This is a genomic window from Xanthomarina arctica (assembly GCF_014638915.1).
GTDB classification, from domain to species: domain Bacteria; phylum Bacteroidota; class Bacteroidia; order Flavobacteriales; family Flavobacteriaceae; genus Xanthomarina; species Xanthomarina arctica.
On record NZ_BMFQ01000002.1, the window covers coordinates 932,130 to 948,084 of the forward strand.

At 31.5% G+C, this 15,955-nt stretch carries 16 protein-coding genes; 6 read left to right on the top strand and 10 right to left on the bottom strand.

All coding sequences use genetic code 11. From position 1 onward, the window contains the following. The first annotated feature begins 49 nt into the window (after positions 1–49). Positions 50–580: an HdeD family acid-resistance protein gene (locus tag IEV77_RS10545; protein WP_229736648.1), complete on the top strand. Its 531-nt coding sequence runs from the start codon at positions 50–52 to the stop codon at positions 578–580. A gap of 140 nt (positions 581–720) precedes the next feature. On the opposite strand, the gene IEV77_RS10550 is transcribed toward IEV77_RS10545, so the two are convergent. Further along, a complete protein-coding gene (locus IEV77_RS10550) occupies positions 721–1,311 on the bottom strand; it encodes a DUF6134 family protein (protein ID WP_188464519.1) in 591 nt (196 codons plus the stop codon). Positions 1,312–1,594: 283 nt separating this feature from the next. Continuing rightward, positions 1,595–2,152: an HdeD family acid-resistance protein gene (locus tag IEV77_RS10555; protein WP_188464521.1), complete on the bottom strand. Its 558-nt coding sequence runs from the start codon at positions 2,150–2,152 to the stop codon at positions 1,595–1,597. A gap of 205 nt (positions 2,153–2,357) precedes the next feature. Here IEV77_RS10555 and mqo point away from each other — a divergent pair, with 205 nt between their 5' ends. The 5 genes from mqo (at position 2,358) to IEV77_RS10580 (ending at position 7,223) form a co-directional block, all read left to right on the top strand. After that, the gene (gene mqo, locus IEV77_RS10560) at positions 2,358–3,848 is read left to right on the top strand and encodes a malate dehydrogenase (quinone) (protein ID WP_262891657.1); all 1,491 of its coding nucleotides are present in this window, start codon (positions 2,358–2,360) and stop codon (positions 3,846–3,848) included. Between the two features lie 38 nt (positions 3,849–3,886). Further along, positions 3,887–5,116, top strand: coding sequence for a cation:proton antiporter (locus IEV77_RS10565; protein WP_308419218.1), 1,230 nt, complete (start codon positions 3,887–3,889; stop codon positions 5,114–5,116). A 2-nt stretch (positions 5,117–5,118) separates the two neighbouring features. Then, positions 5,119–5,616: a DedA family protein gene (locus IEV77_RS10570; RefSeq protein WP_188464525.1), complete on the top strand. Its 498-nt coding sequence runs from the start codon at positions 5,119–5,121 to the stop codon at positions 5,614–5,616. Positions 5,617–5,758: 142 nt separating this feature from the next. Beyond that, a complete protein-coding gene (locus IEV77_RS10575) occupies positions 5,759–6,469 on the top strand; it encodes a DUF1003 domain-containing protein (RefSeq protein ID WP_188464527.1) in 711 nt (236 codons plus the stop codon). Next, positions 6,462–7,223, top strand: a complete 762-nt coding sequence (locus IEV77_RS10580) for a patatin-like phospholipase family protein (RefSeq protein WP_188464529.1) — start codon at positions 6,462–6,464, stop codon at positions 7,221–7,223. Before IEV77_RS10575 ends, IEV77_RS10580 begins: the two co-directional genes overlap by 8 nt. 17 nt (positions 7,224–7,240) lie before the next feature. Here IEV77_RS10580 and IEV77_RS10585 read toward each other — a convergent pair whose 3' ends face one another. The 8 genes from IEV77_RS10585 to IEV77_RS10620 form a co-directional block, all read right to left on the bottom strand. Continuing rightward, a complete protein-coding gene (locus IEV77_RS10585) occupies positions 7,241–8,083 on the bottom strand; it encodes a mechanosensitive ion channel family protein (RefSeq protein WP_188464531.1) in 843 nt (280 codons plus the stop codon). A gap of 12 nt (positions 8,084–8,095) precedes the next feature. Further along, entirely contained in the window at positions 8,096–9,364 is a 1,269-nt protein-coding gene (locus IEV77_RS10590) for an MFS transporter (protein WP_188464533.1), read from the bottom strand. A gap of 13 nt (positions 9,365–9,377) precedes the next feature. Next, positions 9,378–11,108 carry an APC family permease gene (locus IEV77_RS10595; protein WP_188464534.1) on the bottom strand — a complete coding sequence of 577 codons (1,731 nt, stop codon included), beginning with the start codon at positions 11,106–11,108 and terminating at the stop codon, positions 9,378–9,380. A 228-nt stretch (positions 11,109–11,336) separates the two neighbouring features. Beyond that, positions 11,337–11,999 (bottom strand): P-loop NTPase family protein, encoded by a 663-nt coding sequence (locus IEV77_RS10600; protein WP_188464536.1) that lies wholly within the window; start codon positions 11,997–11,999, stop codon positions 11,337–11,339. 123 nt (positions 12,000–12,122) lie between these two features. Continuing rightward, positions 12,123–12,800 carry a hypothetical protein gene (locus tag IEV77_RS10605; RefSeq protein WP_188464539.1) on the bottom strand — a complete coding sequence of 226 codons (678 nt, stop codon included), beginning with the start codon at positions 12,798–12,800 and terminating at the stop codon, positions 12,123–12,125. Positions 12,801–12,845: 45 nt separating this feature from the next. Further along, positions 12,846–13,124, bottom strand: a complete 279-nt coding sequence (locus IEV77_RS10610; protein WP_188464541.1) for a helix-turn-helix domain-containing protein — start codon at positions 13,122–13,124, stop codon at positions 12,846–12,848. Between the two features lie 463 nt (positions 13,125–13,587). Then, on the bottom strand, positions 13,588–14,430 hold the full coding sequence (locus IEV77_RS10615; RefSeq protein WP_188464543.1) for an RteC domain-containing protein: 843 nt from the start codon (positions 14,428–14,430) through the stop codon (positions 13,588–13,590). A gap of 70 nt (positions 14,431–14,500) precedes the next feature. Beyond that, positions 14,501–15,754, bottom strand: a complete 1,254-nt coding sequence (locus IEV77_RS10620; protein WP_188464545.1) for a site-specific integrase — start codon at positions 15,752–15,754, stop codon at positions 14,501–14,503. Positions 15,755–15,955: the final 201 nt, after the last annotated feature.

The window sequence follows — 15,955 nt, forward strand, 5'->3', positions numbered from 1 at the left end:
AATAACAATTAAATATATAATTACAATGGAAAACACGCTTACAATGAACATGAACAACAAATACTGGTGGCTACAAATGCTATTAGGTATTGCTTTTATAGGCTTTGGCTTATGGTTCTGGTTTACACCAGCAGAAACTTACATCACTTTAGCCGTCTTTTTTAGTTATTGGATTTTTATTACCGGAATTTTTGAAATATTCAATGCGTTTGGTTCGAGCAAACATTCAGGACAGTGGGTACTTTATCTTATTGGTGGTATTATAGATTTGGGTATTGGTGGCATATTAATGGCTCACGAAAATCTAACTATGGAAATTTTACCAATATTCTTGGGCTTTTGGTTACTCTTCAGAGCCATAATGCTTATAGTGATGTATTATGAATTAAAAAGAACATCAAAAGGTGCTTCTGGAATGTTATTACTTGCAGCTATACTATCTGGAATATTTGCTTTAATAGTTTTAGCGAAACCAGTTGTAGGCGATTTAGCAATAGTCTATTCTACAGCATTTGCATTCTTTTTTATAGGTGTTTATCGTGTTATTTTGGGTAATAATCTTCGTAAAACAATTAAATAAATATTTATTAATTATTAACATGAGACGATTTATTCTTAAATCGTCTCATGTTTTTTTTTATAACAATTACATTTATTTTTAACAACAGAATTAACTTAAAACTATATATGTAAGTTGCATTAAATTTTACAATTATAGATTTATTTAATTAAAATAATAGAAAAATTAAATAGAGCATGATCAATTATTCCTTCCTTTAAAATGCCATTTTCATAAGTGTATGTATTTTTATGAGAATGATCAGGATCTGTAAATAAATAAGCATTATCACCTGTCTCGGTAATATCTTTATAAATACCTTCAAGCTCAGCAAACATTTTGGAAATACCTTTAGGCTCGTTAAAATACAATTGATTGGCACTTGCAGTAATGGGTCCAGGGAAACTAGAAATTGCCCCTTTTCGATTTATTGAATAGGTTCCATTGTTTTCGGTTATTGTAGTACTATCATAAGGGCTTCCATCCTTCTCTACTGTATAAACGCTAGATTCTAAAACATCCTTTCGGTATACCACGACCAAAGATGTTGTTATTGTAGTTTTCCCAAATATATCTATAGTAGACGTACTATTGGTATCGAACGTTATTTTACCTTCTTGAATGGTTTTGGTGGCTACAAGTGTTCCAACATTTTCACCTGCAACAACAATGTTATAATTTAATGTTGTTACTTGAGCCTTTATACAAGTTCCGGATAACAAAATGAATAGTAGATAAAATAAGTTTTTCATTTCAAAATTTTTAAGGTTATTAATTACTTGTTATTTTTAAACTAACAAATGGATGAATCTAATAAAGACGATAATAATAATAATAATACCGATTAAGATCCCAAAATTATTATTAATATAAACAGGAAAATATGCTTCTATAATTAAACTCCAAGTTGCAAGTATCACTTTTAAAAAACAAAATTCCAAATAGTAAAATTTGTTCTTATTTTTTATTTAATTTATTTATCAAGCTTTTGAAGCCAAATTTATACTGAAAGATACAATTAATCCAACTATAGTACTACTTTAACCTAGTTAGAAATAAACTTCTTCCAAAAATCACTCTAAAAATTCCTATAATAATAAAAGCAATACTAGTTGCATATACAATGGTGTAACTGCCAATTTCTGGTTTTAATAAAATTAATAGTCCCATTGAAATAATAAGTATTCCAAAAAACAATAGCACAAACCAAGTAGCAAATACCTCTTTCCTTACTTCTAGACTTAGAATGATATAAAGAATCCCTCTAAAAACAATCCAAGCACCTAATAATATAGGAATTAACTGCATTGTTAACTCTAGATTTGCTAAAAAAATTACACCTACAATGGCATCTACAATACCACCAAACAAATACCATTTCCACTTATCTGAAAATGGTTTATTTTTTATAGCTCTAGTAATTTCAAAAGCACCAGTTACCAAAATAGCTACCGCATAAAAAAAACTTAACTCAGCATAACCTTCTTTTGGTAATAAAGCTATTTCTACTCCAAATGCAATAAAAAAGATACCCAAAGTGATTTGTAACCACCATAATTTAGTATAAACTTTGGTTAATAAACTTGTTCTCATGAAAATAATTTTGGTGTTATTTATTTTTAATCACATGTTTCTATAGTAAAAATTTTATAACTTTTATTTTAGTTATTGTTATTTAAACTCAATTCAAAAATAATAGGACTTCTAAATTTAAACTGCTACCTAAGTAGCATTATCTTTTTTTTTAATAAAGTAATATTGATGTAAATTGTAATATTATTAATAAAACAACAAGCAATTGAAAAATAAGATAACTTCAATAAAAGAATACGATTTAATATGTGTAGGTGGCGGTATAATGAGTGCTACTTTAGCCTTATTATCCAAGCTATTAAAGCCTGACTTGAAAGTACTTGTTTTAGAACGGTTAGATGCTGTGGCGCAAGAAAGTTCTGCCACTTGGAACAATGCAGGAACAGGACATTCGGCACTTTGCGAACTAAATTACACACCTCAAAATGAAGATGGCTCTGTGGATATTCATAAAGCCATAGACATTTGCACACAGTTTGAAACGTCCAAACAATTTTGGTCATACTTAACAACCAAAGGCTATATTAAAAATCCAGTTGAATTCATTTGCAAAGTTCCACATCACAGTTGGGTTATAGGAAAAGATAATGCCGATTATCTCGAAAAACGCTACCAAGCGATGAAGCAACATTTCATGTTCAATACCATTCAATTTACAAAAGATATAGAACAGATGAAACAATGGTTTCCATTAATGATGCACCAGAGAAATAACGACGAAGCTATGGCAGCTTCAAGAATTGAACGAGGAACGGAAGTCAATTACGGAACATTGACCAAACAACTCTATGAAATTTTAGACACCGAATTCGATACCAAAGTACAATGCCACAAAGAAGTTTTGGATGTTGACCCAGATACCAATTTAGATTGGTCTGTTAAAGTAAAAGACTTAAAGACTGATGATATTTCACATTTAGAAGCAAAGCACGCATTTATTGGTGCTGGTGGTGGAAGTCTGTTATTGCTTCAAAAGGCCGAAATTGAAGAAAAAGAAGGTTATGGTGGTTTCCCAATTAGTGGCGAATGGTTGGTTTGTAAAAACCCAGATATCATCAATCAGCACAATGCAAAAGTGTATAGTAAAGCAGGTATTGGCGATCCGCCAATGTCTGTACCACATTTAGACACACGTTATATTAATGGTAAACGAGAATTATTATTTGGACCTTTTGCAGGTTTTAGTCCTAAATTTTTAAAAGAAGGTTCTAATCTGGATTTGTTCAAATCTATAAAATTTAAAAATCTTCATTCATTTTGGGGCGTTTTTTGGCATAATCTGCCATTAACCGAATATTTGGTAAAACAAGTAGCCATGTCCTTTAAAGACAGAATGAATGCCTTACGCGTATTTGTAAAGGATGCTAAAGATGACGATTGGGAAATTTTGGTTGCAGGACAGCGTGTACAGACCATTAAAAAAAATGAATTTGAAGGTGGTATTTTAGAATTTGGTACAGAAGTAGTAAGTAGCAAGGATGGAAAAATAACCTGCTTGTTAGGAGCATCGCCTGGAGCATCAACCGCTGTGAAAATTATGTTGGATGTATTAGAAAAGGCGTTTCCAGAGCTACTTAATTCTACTGAAGCTATAGAAAATTTGAATGAGATGATTCCGTTTTTTAACAAAACAATCGACGAATCCTTTTTTAATGAGCAGCTAAAAAAATCTGAAACCATTCTTCAGCTTAACTAAAAAACTAAATGGATATTTTCAGTATAGCAGCAGTTTTGATGGTATTAGTGTCCTTTTTTGGGTATCTAAATTTTAGATTTTTAAAATTGCAAAATAGTATTGGGATAATGATAGTCTCTATTCTATTTTCAATGTTCATCATTGTTATCTCCATTTATTTTCCTGCTTTTATTAAATTCCAAAAGAGTATTGTAAGTACTATCGATTTTCAAAAATTATTGCTTAATGGTATTTTAAGTTTTATGCTTTTCGCTGGGGCTTTGCACTTAGATTTTAATCAGCTAAAAACTCAAAAATGGAATGTGCTAGCCTTTACTACACTTGGAGTTATTTTATCTACAGCATTTGTAGGTGTAATACTTTATTATGCTTTGGGATGGGTTGGACTATCTATGCCTATTATTCATTGTCTATTGTTTGGTGCATTAATTTCGCCAACAGATCCTGTGGCTGTAATAGGTATTCTAAAAAAAGCTGGCATTAATAAAACAGTAGAAATTAATATTGTAGGCGAAAGTTTATTTAATGATGGCATAGGTGTGGTCATTTTTTTAACCTTACTCCAATTTGCATCTGTTGGAAATACTGAAACCATTGCACTTTCAGGCATTATAAAGCTTATTTTTTTAGAAGTGATTGGTGGTATTGCTTTTGGGATTATTTTAGGTCGAATTACCCATCGTGCCATTATGAAAATTGATAGTTACGAAACAGAAGTTCTTATTACCTTAGGTATGGTAATGGGTGGTTATGCACTAGCAGAAAAATTAGGCGTTTCAGGACCTTTAACCATGGTGGTTTCAGGATTACTTATTGGTAATAAAACCTATTCGGAATCTAAAAAACGCACTGATACCCAAAGCTATGTATTCAAATTTTGGGAACTAATAGACATACTTTGCAACGCTATTTTATTTGTATTAATTGGGTTAGAAATTGTTCTTATTTCTTTTGATAAACAACTCGTACTTGCTGGATTTATTGCAATTCCTATTGTTATTCTGGCACGTTATCTATCTGTAAAAGTTTTGGTAAACTCATTAAAAAAATGGGAACCTTTTGGATCCAAGACTTCTCTCCTTATGACTTGGGGAGGTTTGCGTGGAGGTATATCTATTGCAATGGCATTATCCTTATCCAAAGCTACTTCTTGGGATATTATTGTGCCTATAACGTATATAGTTGTTGTATTTTCAATTATAGTTCAAGGCTTATCTCTGGGAAGATTGGTAGCCTTTTTTAAGAAGTCCAATAAAATAAAAACTTAAAAATGCTAACAGGATTTATAATAAATTTTGACGATTGGTTAGGTCATCTTTCAGTGGCATACCCCATTGGTGTATATGTTGTATTCTTTGTTATTGTATTTGTTGAAACTGCATTTTTCCCGGCAGCACCTGTTTTACCAGGAGATGGTCTATTGTTTTTTGTTGGTGTCATGGCAACATCTGGTTCGGTTAATTTTTGGTCAGCAGGTATAGCAATGATTTTTGGAGGTGTTCTTGGTAATTTAATGGCCTATCAGATAGGAAAATGGCTAGCACCAAAAGATGGAAAACCCATAAAATGGGTTAAACAAACAACGTACAATGATGCACAGAAATTTTATGATAAATACGGTGTCAAAGCGTTATTTTATTCTCGATTTATCCCATTAATACGTTCTATTGTACCATTGATTGCAGGTGTAGCAGTTATGGATTACAAAACGTTTTCAAAATACAGTATATTTAGTGTTATAATTTGGGTTTTTGCTATTATGATATAGCGTACTTCTTAGGTCACATTCCTTGGATTAAGCACAATTTTACTATTATCATCTTAGCATTTACCTTAATAAGTGGTTTACCTATCTTTATATTGTGGATTAAAATGAAATTACTTCAATTAAATAAAAATAGAAACTAGACATGGAGAACTTTAAAAGCATCATATCCAATAACGAATTTCCAATATCTGAAATGATATTAGGTAAGACCATACGGAACTCCATTTTTACACTTATTAAAAGTGAACATCTTAAATTTAATAGACATAGTTCGATTTCGATTTCAGAATTAAATCGTTATAGACAGAAATATTTAGAAACCTACCTGATTAAAGAAGTAGGCGAACTTACAACTCTTGAAGAAGATGTTTTACAAAGTATCGTAAACCAAGATCTCATATCGGCTAACAAACTACCAGAAGAAGTTGAAATTTCTAAAAATTTTGGTGAGCGTTTAGCAGATAAAGTAGCTTCTTTCGGTGGAAGTTGGAAATTTATTATCCTATTTTCGGTAATCATTTTCATTTGGATTTCAGCAAACATTATACTTCTTGCCAATAAAGGTTTTGATCCTTATCCTTTTATACTTCTTAATTTGATTCTATCTTGTTTAGCTGCCTTCCAAGCACCAGTTATTATGATGAGCCAGAACAGACAAGAAGAAAAAGACCGAGAACGTGCTAATCAAGATTATATGATTAATCTAAAGGCAGAACTTGAGATACGAACTTTACTCGAAAAACTTGATCATCTTATCATTCACCAACAGCAAGAAATGTTGAATATTCAGAAAGTACAAGTAGAAATGATGGAAGATATTATGAATAAAATTAATACAAGTAAAAATGGATAATATAGGGATAGTACTATCTGGAGGAGGAGCAAGAGGTGCAGCACATATTGGTGTTTTACAGGCTTTAAATGAAAACGGAATCTATCCATCTCAAGTCTCTGGTGCAAGCGCAGGCGCTCTTATAGCATCATTATATTGTTCTGGCTATACACCTAAAGAAATTTTAGAACTAAGTAAGGAAAAAGAGTTTTTAAAGATTTTTAAGATTGGTTTTCTCAATAAGGGATTAACTCATATGACACGACTTCAAGAGTTTCTGGAGTATCATATTTCACAGAAAAATATCGAAGACTTAAAAATTCCACTTCATATTTCCATTTCAAATATTAATTCTGGTCGAAGCGAAATTGTAAATACAGGAGAATTGACACTTTATGTTATGGCATCTTGCGCAGTACCGCTTATTTTTAAACCTATAAAAATAGGAGACAGTCTTTATGTTGATGGAGGATTGTTAAATGACTTACCTATAGAACCACTACTAGAAAAGAAGGTAAAAATTATTGGCGTTAGTGTATGTCCTAATAATTTTAAAAAAAATATTGTAGGTGTTAAAGCCATTGCAGAACGTGTGTTTCAAATGAGTATTTGGGATAATGTTGCACCACGAATAAAACAATGTGATGTTGCATTAGAACTTGATAAATCGTTTGCTTATAGTTTGTTCGATTTTAAAAAATCTGAAGAACTTTATAAAATTGGATATGAAGCTACAATAAACAAAATGGATAAAATATTCAAAATAATTAATTAAAATTTAATAGTTTGTTTCTATTTAGCTATAGTAACCGAACGTTGTGGAAACGGAATTTCAATATTTTCAGTATCAAAGCGTTTTTTTATACTTTGTAATAAATCGCAATACAATACATAACCATCTGCACTATCTTTTGCCCATGCCGCAACTTTAAGATTTACAGCAGAATCGCCTAAAGCAGTTACACGTGCAGTAACAAGAGGCACATTATTTTCAATGTCTTCTGGTGTTCTACTATCTATATGTAATGGATGTTTGGCAACTTCATCTTTCATAATCTCAAGCGCAAGTTCTGTATTTGAAGTATAACCAATTCCAATGTCAATATATCTACAATTACGAGTGTCACCTAAATGAGCATTAACCAATAAATCATTACTTATTACAGAATTTGGGATAATAATTCTATTATTTTCAACATCTCTTAATACTACCTGTCTTAGGTTAATATCTTCAACAGTACCAGTAAAAGTGCCACGAAGTGTTATTTTATCGTTAATTTTAAAAGGTTTAAAAATCACGATTAAAATACCACTCATAATATTACTCAATGCCTGCTGAGAGGCTAAACCAGCAACCAAAGATAGTACACCTGCACCAGCCAATAAAGTATGTCCGATGGTTTTAAAAGCTGGTATTTGAATCAATGCAAATGCGATACCAATAATATAAATTATAGCGGTAGAAATATGTTTCATAAAAAGGTAAGCTGTTACATCTTTATGATGTTCAACTAATGTCTTTTTTACAAATCTACGCATCAACCAATTAAACACTATTGAAATTGTAAAGGTTGAAAGAACGATGATTGCAATCATAGTTTCAATTCTGAATTCTGTAAAATATTTGTGTATCATTTTTTATTCATTTTAAGTTTGGACAGTTGTCACAGCTGTGGTATGTATACTTTTATTAATTTTTATATGCTTCACTCTTTTTTTCTTTAAATATATATAATAGAATATGGAGATAATTATTGCGATACATCCTTCAATAAAAACCATTTTTTGTACACCTATATAATGTGATATGCTGCTTACCATCAAACTACCTAAAGGAATGGCACTTGCTAATACCAATAAAAAATCACTAATAACGCGACCTCTAAAGGCTTCTTCTACATTTATTTGTAGTATCGTATTGGTAAGTGTTCTAATAGACATCATCCCAAAAGAACCAATAATTAAAAAAGTTAATGCTATAGGTAACGTATCCATTAAAGAAAATGATATGAGACCAACACCAAAAATAAACGTGTTTATGGTTAATATTTTGTTTAAGTTGGTTCCAGGTTTAAGTGATGCAAGATACAAAGCACCTAAAAATGCACCCAAACCAATTGAACCATCTATAAAACCTAATGTTGAAGCATTTCCTTTAAAAATATTTTGTGCGAAAATTGGTGTTAAGGTGGTAAATGGAAGCACAAAAAATCCTGCAAATGCTGTAAAAATAATTACTGAAGACAATAGCTCACTTTTTTTTAGATATTGAAAACCTTCTTTTAAATCGTCAATATCTCTACTAATTTTAGCTTTAGGGATAAATACAGGTAGCTTCATAAGTAATAGACTAATAATTACCGTTAAATAGCTTACTGCGTTGAGTCCAAAGCAAATTTGATCACCAAATTGTTGCAGTATAAAACCTGCAATGGTTGGACCAATCAATTTTGAAAAATTTACCATTGATGAATTTAGAGCCAAAGCATTTGGTAGATTTTTAGAATCTTCTACCAAATCCTTAACTAATGCTTGTCGGGCTGGTGATCCATAGCCATTAATAATACCCAACACAACACTTAAACCTATAATAAACCAGACAGAGTCTTGTTTAAAAAACACAACTGCAAACGTTAATAAAACAGCCTGAATTAAGGCTGCTATTTGAGTGATTAATAACACCTTGTATTTATTATATTTATCTGCAACAATACCACCAAATAATGAAAATATTGCAGTTGGAAAAAGTGTTGCAAATACAGAAATACCAAGCATTATATTAGATTGTGTCAATGAGTACACGACCCAACTTACGGCAGTCTTTTGCATCCAAGTACCAATAAGTGAAATAGACTGACCGACAAAATAGAGTCTAAAATTTCGACTTTTAAGTGAATTGAATGTGGTAAATTTCATTAAGAGTTTGAGGTTATATAATTAATCGTACTTCCCCTAATTCTTGAATTTTATAAGGAAACTTATCGCCAGGTGAAGCTATAAACATAAAATTGGTAGGTATGTGCCAACGTCTGGATAATTCTTTTATTTTTTCTGGCCCAAAAACACCAGGTTCTTCAATAAATTCTACACGAATTAATGGATATGCTCTATCTAGAGTCTCTATGTCTTTTCTAAGACCTTCCTCTACAGTTTCATCTTTATCTAAAACCGTAATAATTTTCACCTTTCGAGTAGATTCATTTTCAGAAATATATAGCAACACCTTATTTAATGTAGCCACATCATCGCGTTTAGTAAAATAGATAAATTGTTGTTTGTTAACTTCGTTTAAATGATGTTTAATATATTTATTCAATTTTATAAACAGGACAGTTTTTTCAGGAAAGATATAATCGAGTATTTTCAAGACAATTTTGTAGGTCCAAGTTCGGTAGAACATAAAAAACACTACAGCAAGCGTAGGAATAAGGTATTCCAAAAATATACCTAAATAGGCTGGATTTAAAAATACATTACCTATAATAGCTAGAGCTACAGCGATTATACCAATAAATAAACCCAACCAACTAGACTTTTCAGGTCTTGGTAAGCTAGAACGATTCACTTTTAGCAAAAGGTTCCCTATTCCAAATAAAATCATTACTGATAAAAACGCTATGGTGTAAACTCCAGCTAATTTGGCAAGGTCGCCTTCTGTAATCAATAAAATAGAAACACATAATGCAAAAAACAAAATAAAGATTAAGTAGTTACTGCCTTTTTTAGTTTGTTTTAGTAGAAGTTCTGGTAAAATTCTGTCTAATGCCATACGTTTCATTAAACCCCCAACACCAACAAAAGAGGTTAGAACTGCACCACTCAATACTAAAGCAGCATCAATACCAATCAATAGTGACAACCAACTACCACTTGCCGTTTTTCCCATGATAGATAATAATGCATCTTGGTTATGAACTACTGTAGGAATTGGAATGATACACAAAGCCAAAAACGCAATTAAGGGATTAAATACGGTAACCACAATCCACATGTTGCGTAATGTTTTAGGGAACACACCATTTTCTTGTTCTTCAACATAATTAGCCGAACTTTCAAAGCCACTAATACCTAACATTGCAGCCGAAAACCCTAAAAATAGAGCTGTTGTAATTCCACCTTTTACTGGTGTGCTAAAATTAGAAAAGAGCGTTTCAGTACCGTTTTCAATTAAAAAAACAAAACAAAATCCGCAAAGAATAGTGAGTGATACTAAATGAAAAATAAAGATGCCTATTGCAACTTTAGAAGATTCGCCAATGCCTATAATTACTAATCCCATAAATAAGACTAATAAACCTATTGTAGTAGGAATAATTGGGATAACTTCCCAAATGCTATGTGCATATTTTACAGCTTCGCTGGCAGAAATTACTGCAGTTGCCATATAAGATAAAACAGTAAGAGACGCTGCTAGAGAAGCTGTTGATTTTTTTGTTGTATTTAACAAAGCGTTATAGGCCCCTCCATTAAGAGGCAAAGCTCCTACTACCTCTCCATAAATTCTTCGGAAGAAAAATAGAACCACAGCGACCATTAATAATGAAATCCATGCATACTGTCCAGCATAAACTATTGCTAAGGCAGAAACATATAAGCATGATGAACTAATATCATTACCGCAAATTGCAGTAGCTTCAAGTTGGTTGAGTTTTTTTTGCATAGGTTATTAAGTTATAATTACTATATGATTTTGATTTTGCTACTTAGGTAGCAAAATCAAAATGAATTTAATAATAGTTTAATGAATTACTATTTATCCATTATTTAAGAAATATAAGATAATTCTGGATGCTCTAAGTTTCAACATTCCTTCCAAAAAATTAAATCTAAAAATAAATCCTCTTATATTAAGCGAAATATAAGTTTAGGGTTTAATATTTATTGATATTTAGAGGCGTTTATCAATACTCTTTTCATTAAAAGCAATAAGGTTAAATAGTTGTCTCATTCTAGAACGTACTCGATTGCCATATCTCTCTTCTAATTCTTGAGCGTTTAGATTGGTAGTTGCATGGGTTTTTATGTTTCGTTTTAGGAATAAATCGTAACGAGATAAGAGAATTTCACCCAAGACATTACAGTCTTTACCAAAATGACGACCTGTAGTTTCAACACCCAAATCATCAAAACAGTAAAAATTGCTATTACCATATTCTTCAATAGTTTTATAACCCAGGTTGTTAAAAGCAAATGTGATGTTACGAGCTGGAATTACTTCATACATTTTTTGATGAGGTACTATGTACCGTAATAACTTTATTAAACTGGTTTTACCACAGCCTACAGGCCCAGATAACAGAATTCCTTTATTTGGATCTATCTTTAGCTTTTCGCAAGCTTCAAAGTCTCTAATAAAATAAATGCACAGCTTGTAAAGAATGATCTCATCTTCATCATAAATTTTAAAGTGTTTACCGAAGAGTAATTTCCCCTTGGCTTCGAGGTAAATCAATATTTTTTTAAAATCGTATTGAATCATGTTACCATTGAGAGTTCCAAGATGGTACTCCACTCCTTTTTCGATTATTATATGTGGTTGTGTCGTATTCATGGTTCTATAGATGTGACCTTTCGACAGGCTCAAGGTGACAATTTGTTTTTATGAGATTCCCACTTTACTTATTGATTCACTATTTTAAACAATTGTTTTCTTGAATCTTCCATTTCGTGGGAACTAAAGAGGTTCGTTGTAATTTTTGTTTTTAGTTGTCCTTAGGTTGTCTTTAAAATGAGACTGTTGCTTATTGTTTATAATTTCTTCAGCTTTTAGCATCCAATTTCTGGCTGTAGCTTGCCAATTAACAATTTTAGTTTTACCACCTACTTTCCATCCAATACCTTGATAATGATTGTAAAATTTTTGAGCTTCAGTTTTTGCCCAGTTTTCCTTTTTAAAAAAATCAATTACTTCTTTTTCATTTTTGGGCTGGTCAAGTTTATTTATGTTTTTATTGTTTTCTATTGTTTGTATATGTTTATATTTAGGTACCAGTGCTTGTCCATTGCTTGTCTCATTTTTGGGGCGGTTGTGTACCACTGCTTGTCCAGAGGTTGTCTCGAATTTGAGTATCTTAATTTTACTCCCTCGATATGGATTATGAGATGGATCATACACAACATATTTCCAATGATGCAATTCTTTAATACACCTATGATAGGTAGATTTTGAGCCTATTTTTGATAGTTGCATCACCTCATCGCGAATTATAAAAAACTGTTCCTTAAACCGGTTTATGTTCCACAACTGGAACAAAGCCATATATAAACTAATATGGGTTGGGTTTAAACGGCTGTCTTTCGAGAATTGCTCAAAGACAGCGTTTAGATGTTTGATGTAATTTACGTCTTCCATAAGGCCTCCCCAACCCCCCCAAAGGAGGGGCTATTTTTAGGTGTGCTAAAATTTATTATGAATTTTATTGTCCTCCATAACTTTTTGAATTTCTTCATAATCGTAATAAATAACGCCACCAACTTTCGTATAAGGTAGTATTCCATTAATGCGAAGATTTTGTAGTGTTCCCGGTGAGATACTTAAAAAATCGCGAACTTCTGGGGACTTTAGCCATTTTTTAGGTGTAAATCCTGAATTGTGATTCATGATTGCTTTGAGGTCATCTAATAGTTCTAATTTGAACTCTCTTAAATCCTCTGTAGTAATAATTGTTGCTGGCATAGTAAAAATTTTAGTTTAAAATAGCTACCATATTGAACTTTCGCTCTCCATGGCAGCTATTAAATTGATTTGACTTTCGTTCAGCAAATTTTAGATTATTTGTTGATAATACTTCGGTAGTACCGAACAACTACCGAAGTAATTTAACATTTTATTAATACAAGTGTTATTACCTCCATTTTTAATGATAGGTAATGTTACTATTTAGAAAGTCTGAACTTGGATATGATGATTTGTGTTGGAAAAAGGATCTAGCTTTTAACTATAAAACGCCTTTTAGTGGATATGTATTAGTACTCAATAATAGTTTTCACCATTTAAAACATACAACAACTTAGAAGATTTATGCCTTTATTGGTAATTCATAGTGTTTTTCAATGAAAACTCTTCGGTAGTACCGAACAACTACCGAAAGAATTTAACAGTTATCCATATTTAAATATGCTTAAAATAGCATCCGAATTTAGTCGTCATCGGCATCCATTCTACGGAGTAGTGAAGATTTCAAATTATCCAAAAATTTTGTACGATCTCTTTCTCTTGCTCTAATTTCACCATAGGTTTTATAGAAGTTACCTAGATCAATATCGAAAAGTGACTCAAAGAGTTTCGCCAGGTTTTTTATATCTGCATTGCCATTTTGAATGGCTCCAATTGCATGAGTAGCGTACAATAATTCCACGAGATCTGTTTTAGAGGCAGTCCAAGAAAACCTTTGAGAAATTGGCAGAATATCTTCATTGAGATAATCTAATTTTTTGCTTTTTAAAAGCTTAAGTTCTTGCCTGTAATATGTAATTAGTAAATCGTAGGCCACAATTTTTGCAACCATATCATCATGACTAGTTGAAAATTCGGGATCGACAAAATGATTAATATTATTAGATATCGCTATGGTTTTTGAACCCCGAACAAAATAAATATGATCCAATCTAGTAGCTTTATGCCGATAATATCTAACGAAATCAAGTTGACGTATTTTATGCGCTTCTAGCTTATCAATAATGATGTAAATGTATTTTTTCTGTTTTGAAGCATTTACTTTAGGACGGTTCATTAAATAAGTATGTACATGACTAAAATACTTTAAATGACCATTAACAAAGGGTTTTACATCTTTGAAAAAATGAATTTCATCTACTTCAGTAGGGAATCCTCTTTGTCTAACAAATAGTCTTAATAAGTGAAGGTAATCGCTACTGAGGGTAATAAGGTAATTTAAATTAGAGATTTCCTTTAGGCTATCTTGTTGAATATTATTGACTTGATTTTTGTATTCATCAACAAGGTCGTTAATCTTATTCATCAATGATCGATTTGGGTTGGGAATATAAATGTAAGAAAATTTATCAGAAAATCACACCATTTGAGTTTAGCTAACTGATTTCTTTTTTTGTTCTTTTTTGTTGCTTACTTAAAAATGACTTTAAGGTTCCCATATCCTCACTCACCTTTCTTTCAATTACTTTAGCATAAATTTGAGTAGTTGAAATTCTAGAATGACCTAATAGCTTTGAAACTGTTTCAATGGGTACTCCGTTTGAAAGTGTTACTGTGGTTGCAAACGTATGTCGTGCTAAATGAAAGGTTAGGTTTTTTCTGATTTTACATAAATCTGCAATTTCTTTAAGATAAGAGTTTAGTTTTTGATTTGACATTTTCGGAAAAATCGTCCCATTGGCTATGGATTTGGGGGTTTCTTTATATTTATTAATTAAATCTAGTGCTTTAGGCAAAATTGGGATCCGTAAGGCATTATTTGTTTTCTCTCTTTTCATGATTAGCCATAGTTCACCATCTATTCCGTAATTGATGTCATTAGCAGTCAAATTAACGACGTCTATATAGCTTAAACCCGTATAACACGCAAATACAAATAGACCCTTTACTAATTGTAATCTTTCAATTGTATAGTTTTTCTCTTCAATATCCAACAATTCGGCTTCTGTTAAAAACCCCCTTTCTACTTTTTCAAATTTGGATTGGAAATTAATAAAAGGATCTCTATCAATCCATTCCAATTTATAGGCAAGGGTTATCATTTTTCTAAAACGCTCAATATGTTTCATTACCGTATTATTGCCCATCGGCTTTTGATGGTCTGTTGGTATGTAGTTTCTTAAGTACGTTTCAAATTTTAAAATGAAATTATAGTCAAGTTGTTTTAAGTACATATCATTTACTTTAAACTTTGTGAGTAAAAAACCTGTTATATATCCTTGAGTCGTAAAGTAGTTTTTTTGAGTGCCCCACTTTAGCTTCCCGACCATATCTTCATTATGATATTTTGTAATATCATTTAAAGAATAGTTTTGTTCATCTTCTTTTAAATAACGAGCCTTAATCGTTAGAGCCGAAATAATTTTGCCTTCAGATTTTAATTCGTTCTTGGATTTGTGAAGTTCTGAAGAAACCTGGTCTAAAAATTCGTTAATAATTCGTGCTTCTTGGTTGGTGCCTTTGACCTTATTCTTGGCCGAGCTCCAGAATTCAATAATGATTTTCCTTTTTAGGCTAATCTCCGCTCTTTTTCCATTTACTGTAATGCGAGCATAAAGGGGTGCTTTTCCGTTTTTGGCTTTCGAAAGTTTGAGCCAAAACAGAATACTAAATGTGGTTGAAGTTTTCATGTCTTTCGTCTTTTAGTTAAACATTTGTTTACTGACGAAAGTCAAATCAATAATTCGGTTACCTTTTTATTTACTATTAAATGGTAACCGAATAGGTCACTTATTTAACCAAATAATATCAATTCTTATGATTGCTTAAAAACCATAAAACCTCGATAATCTTACGATTACCAAGGTTTTGATATTAATTGATCATTAATT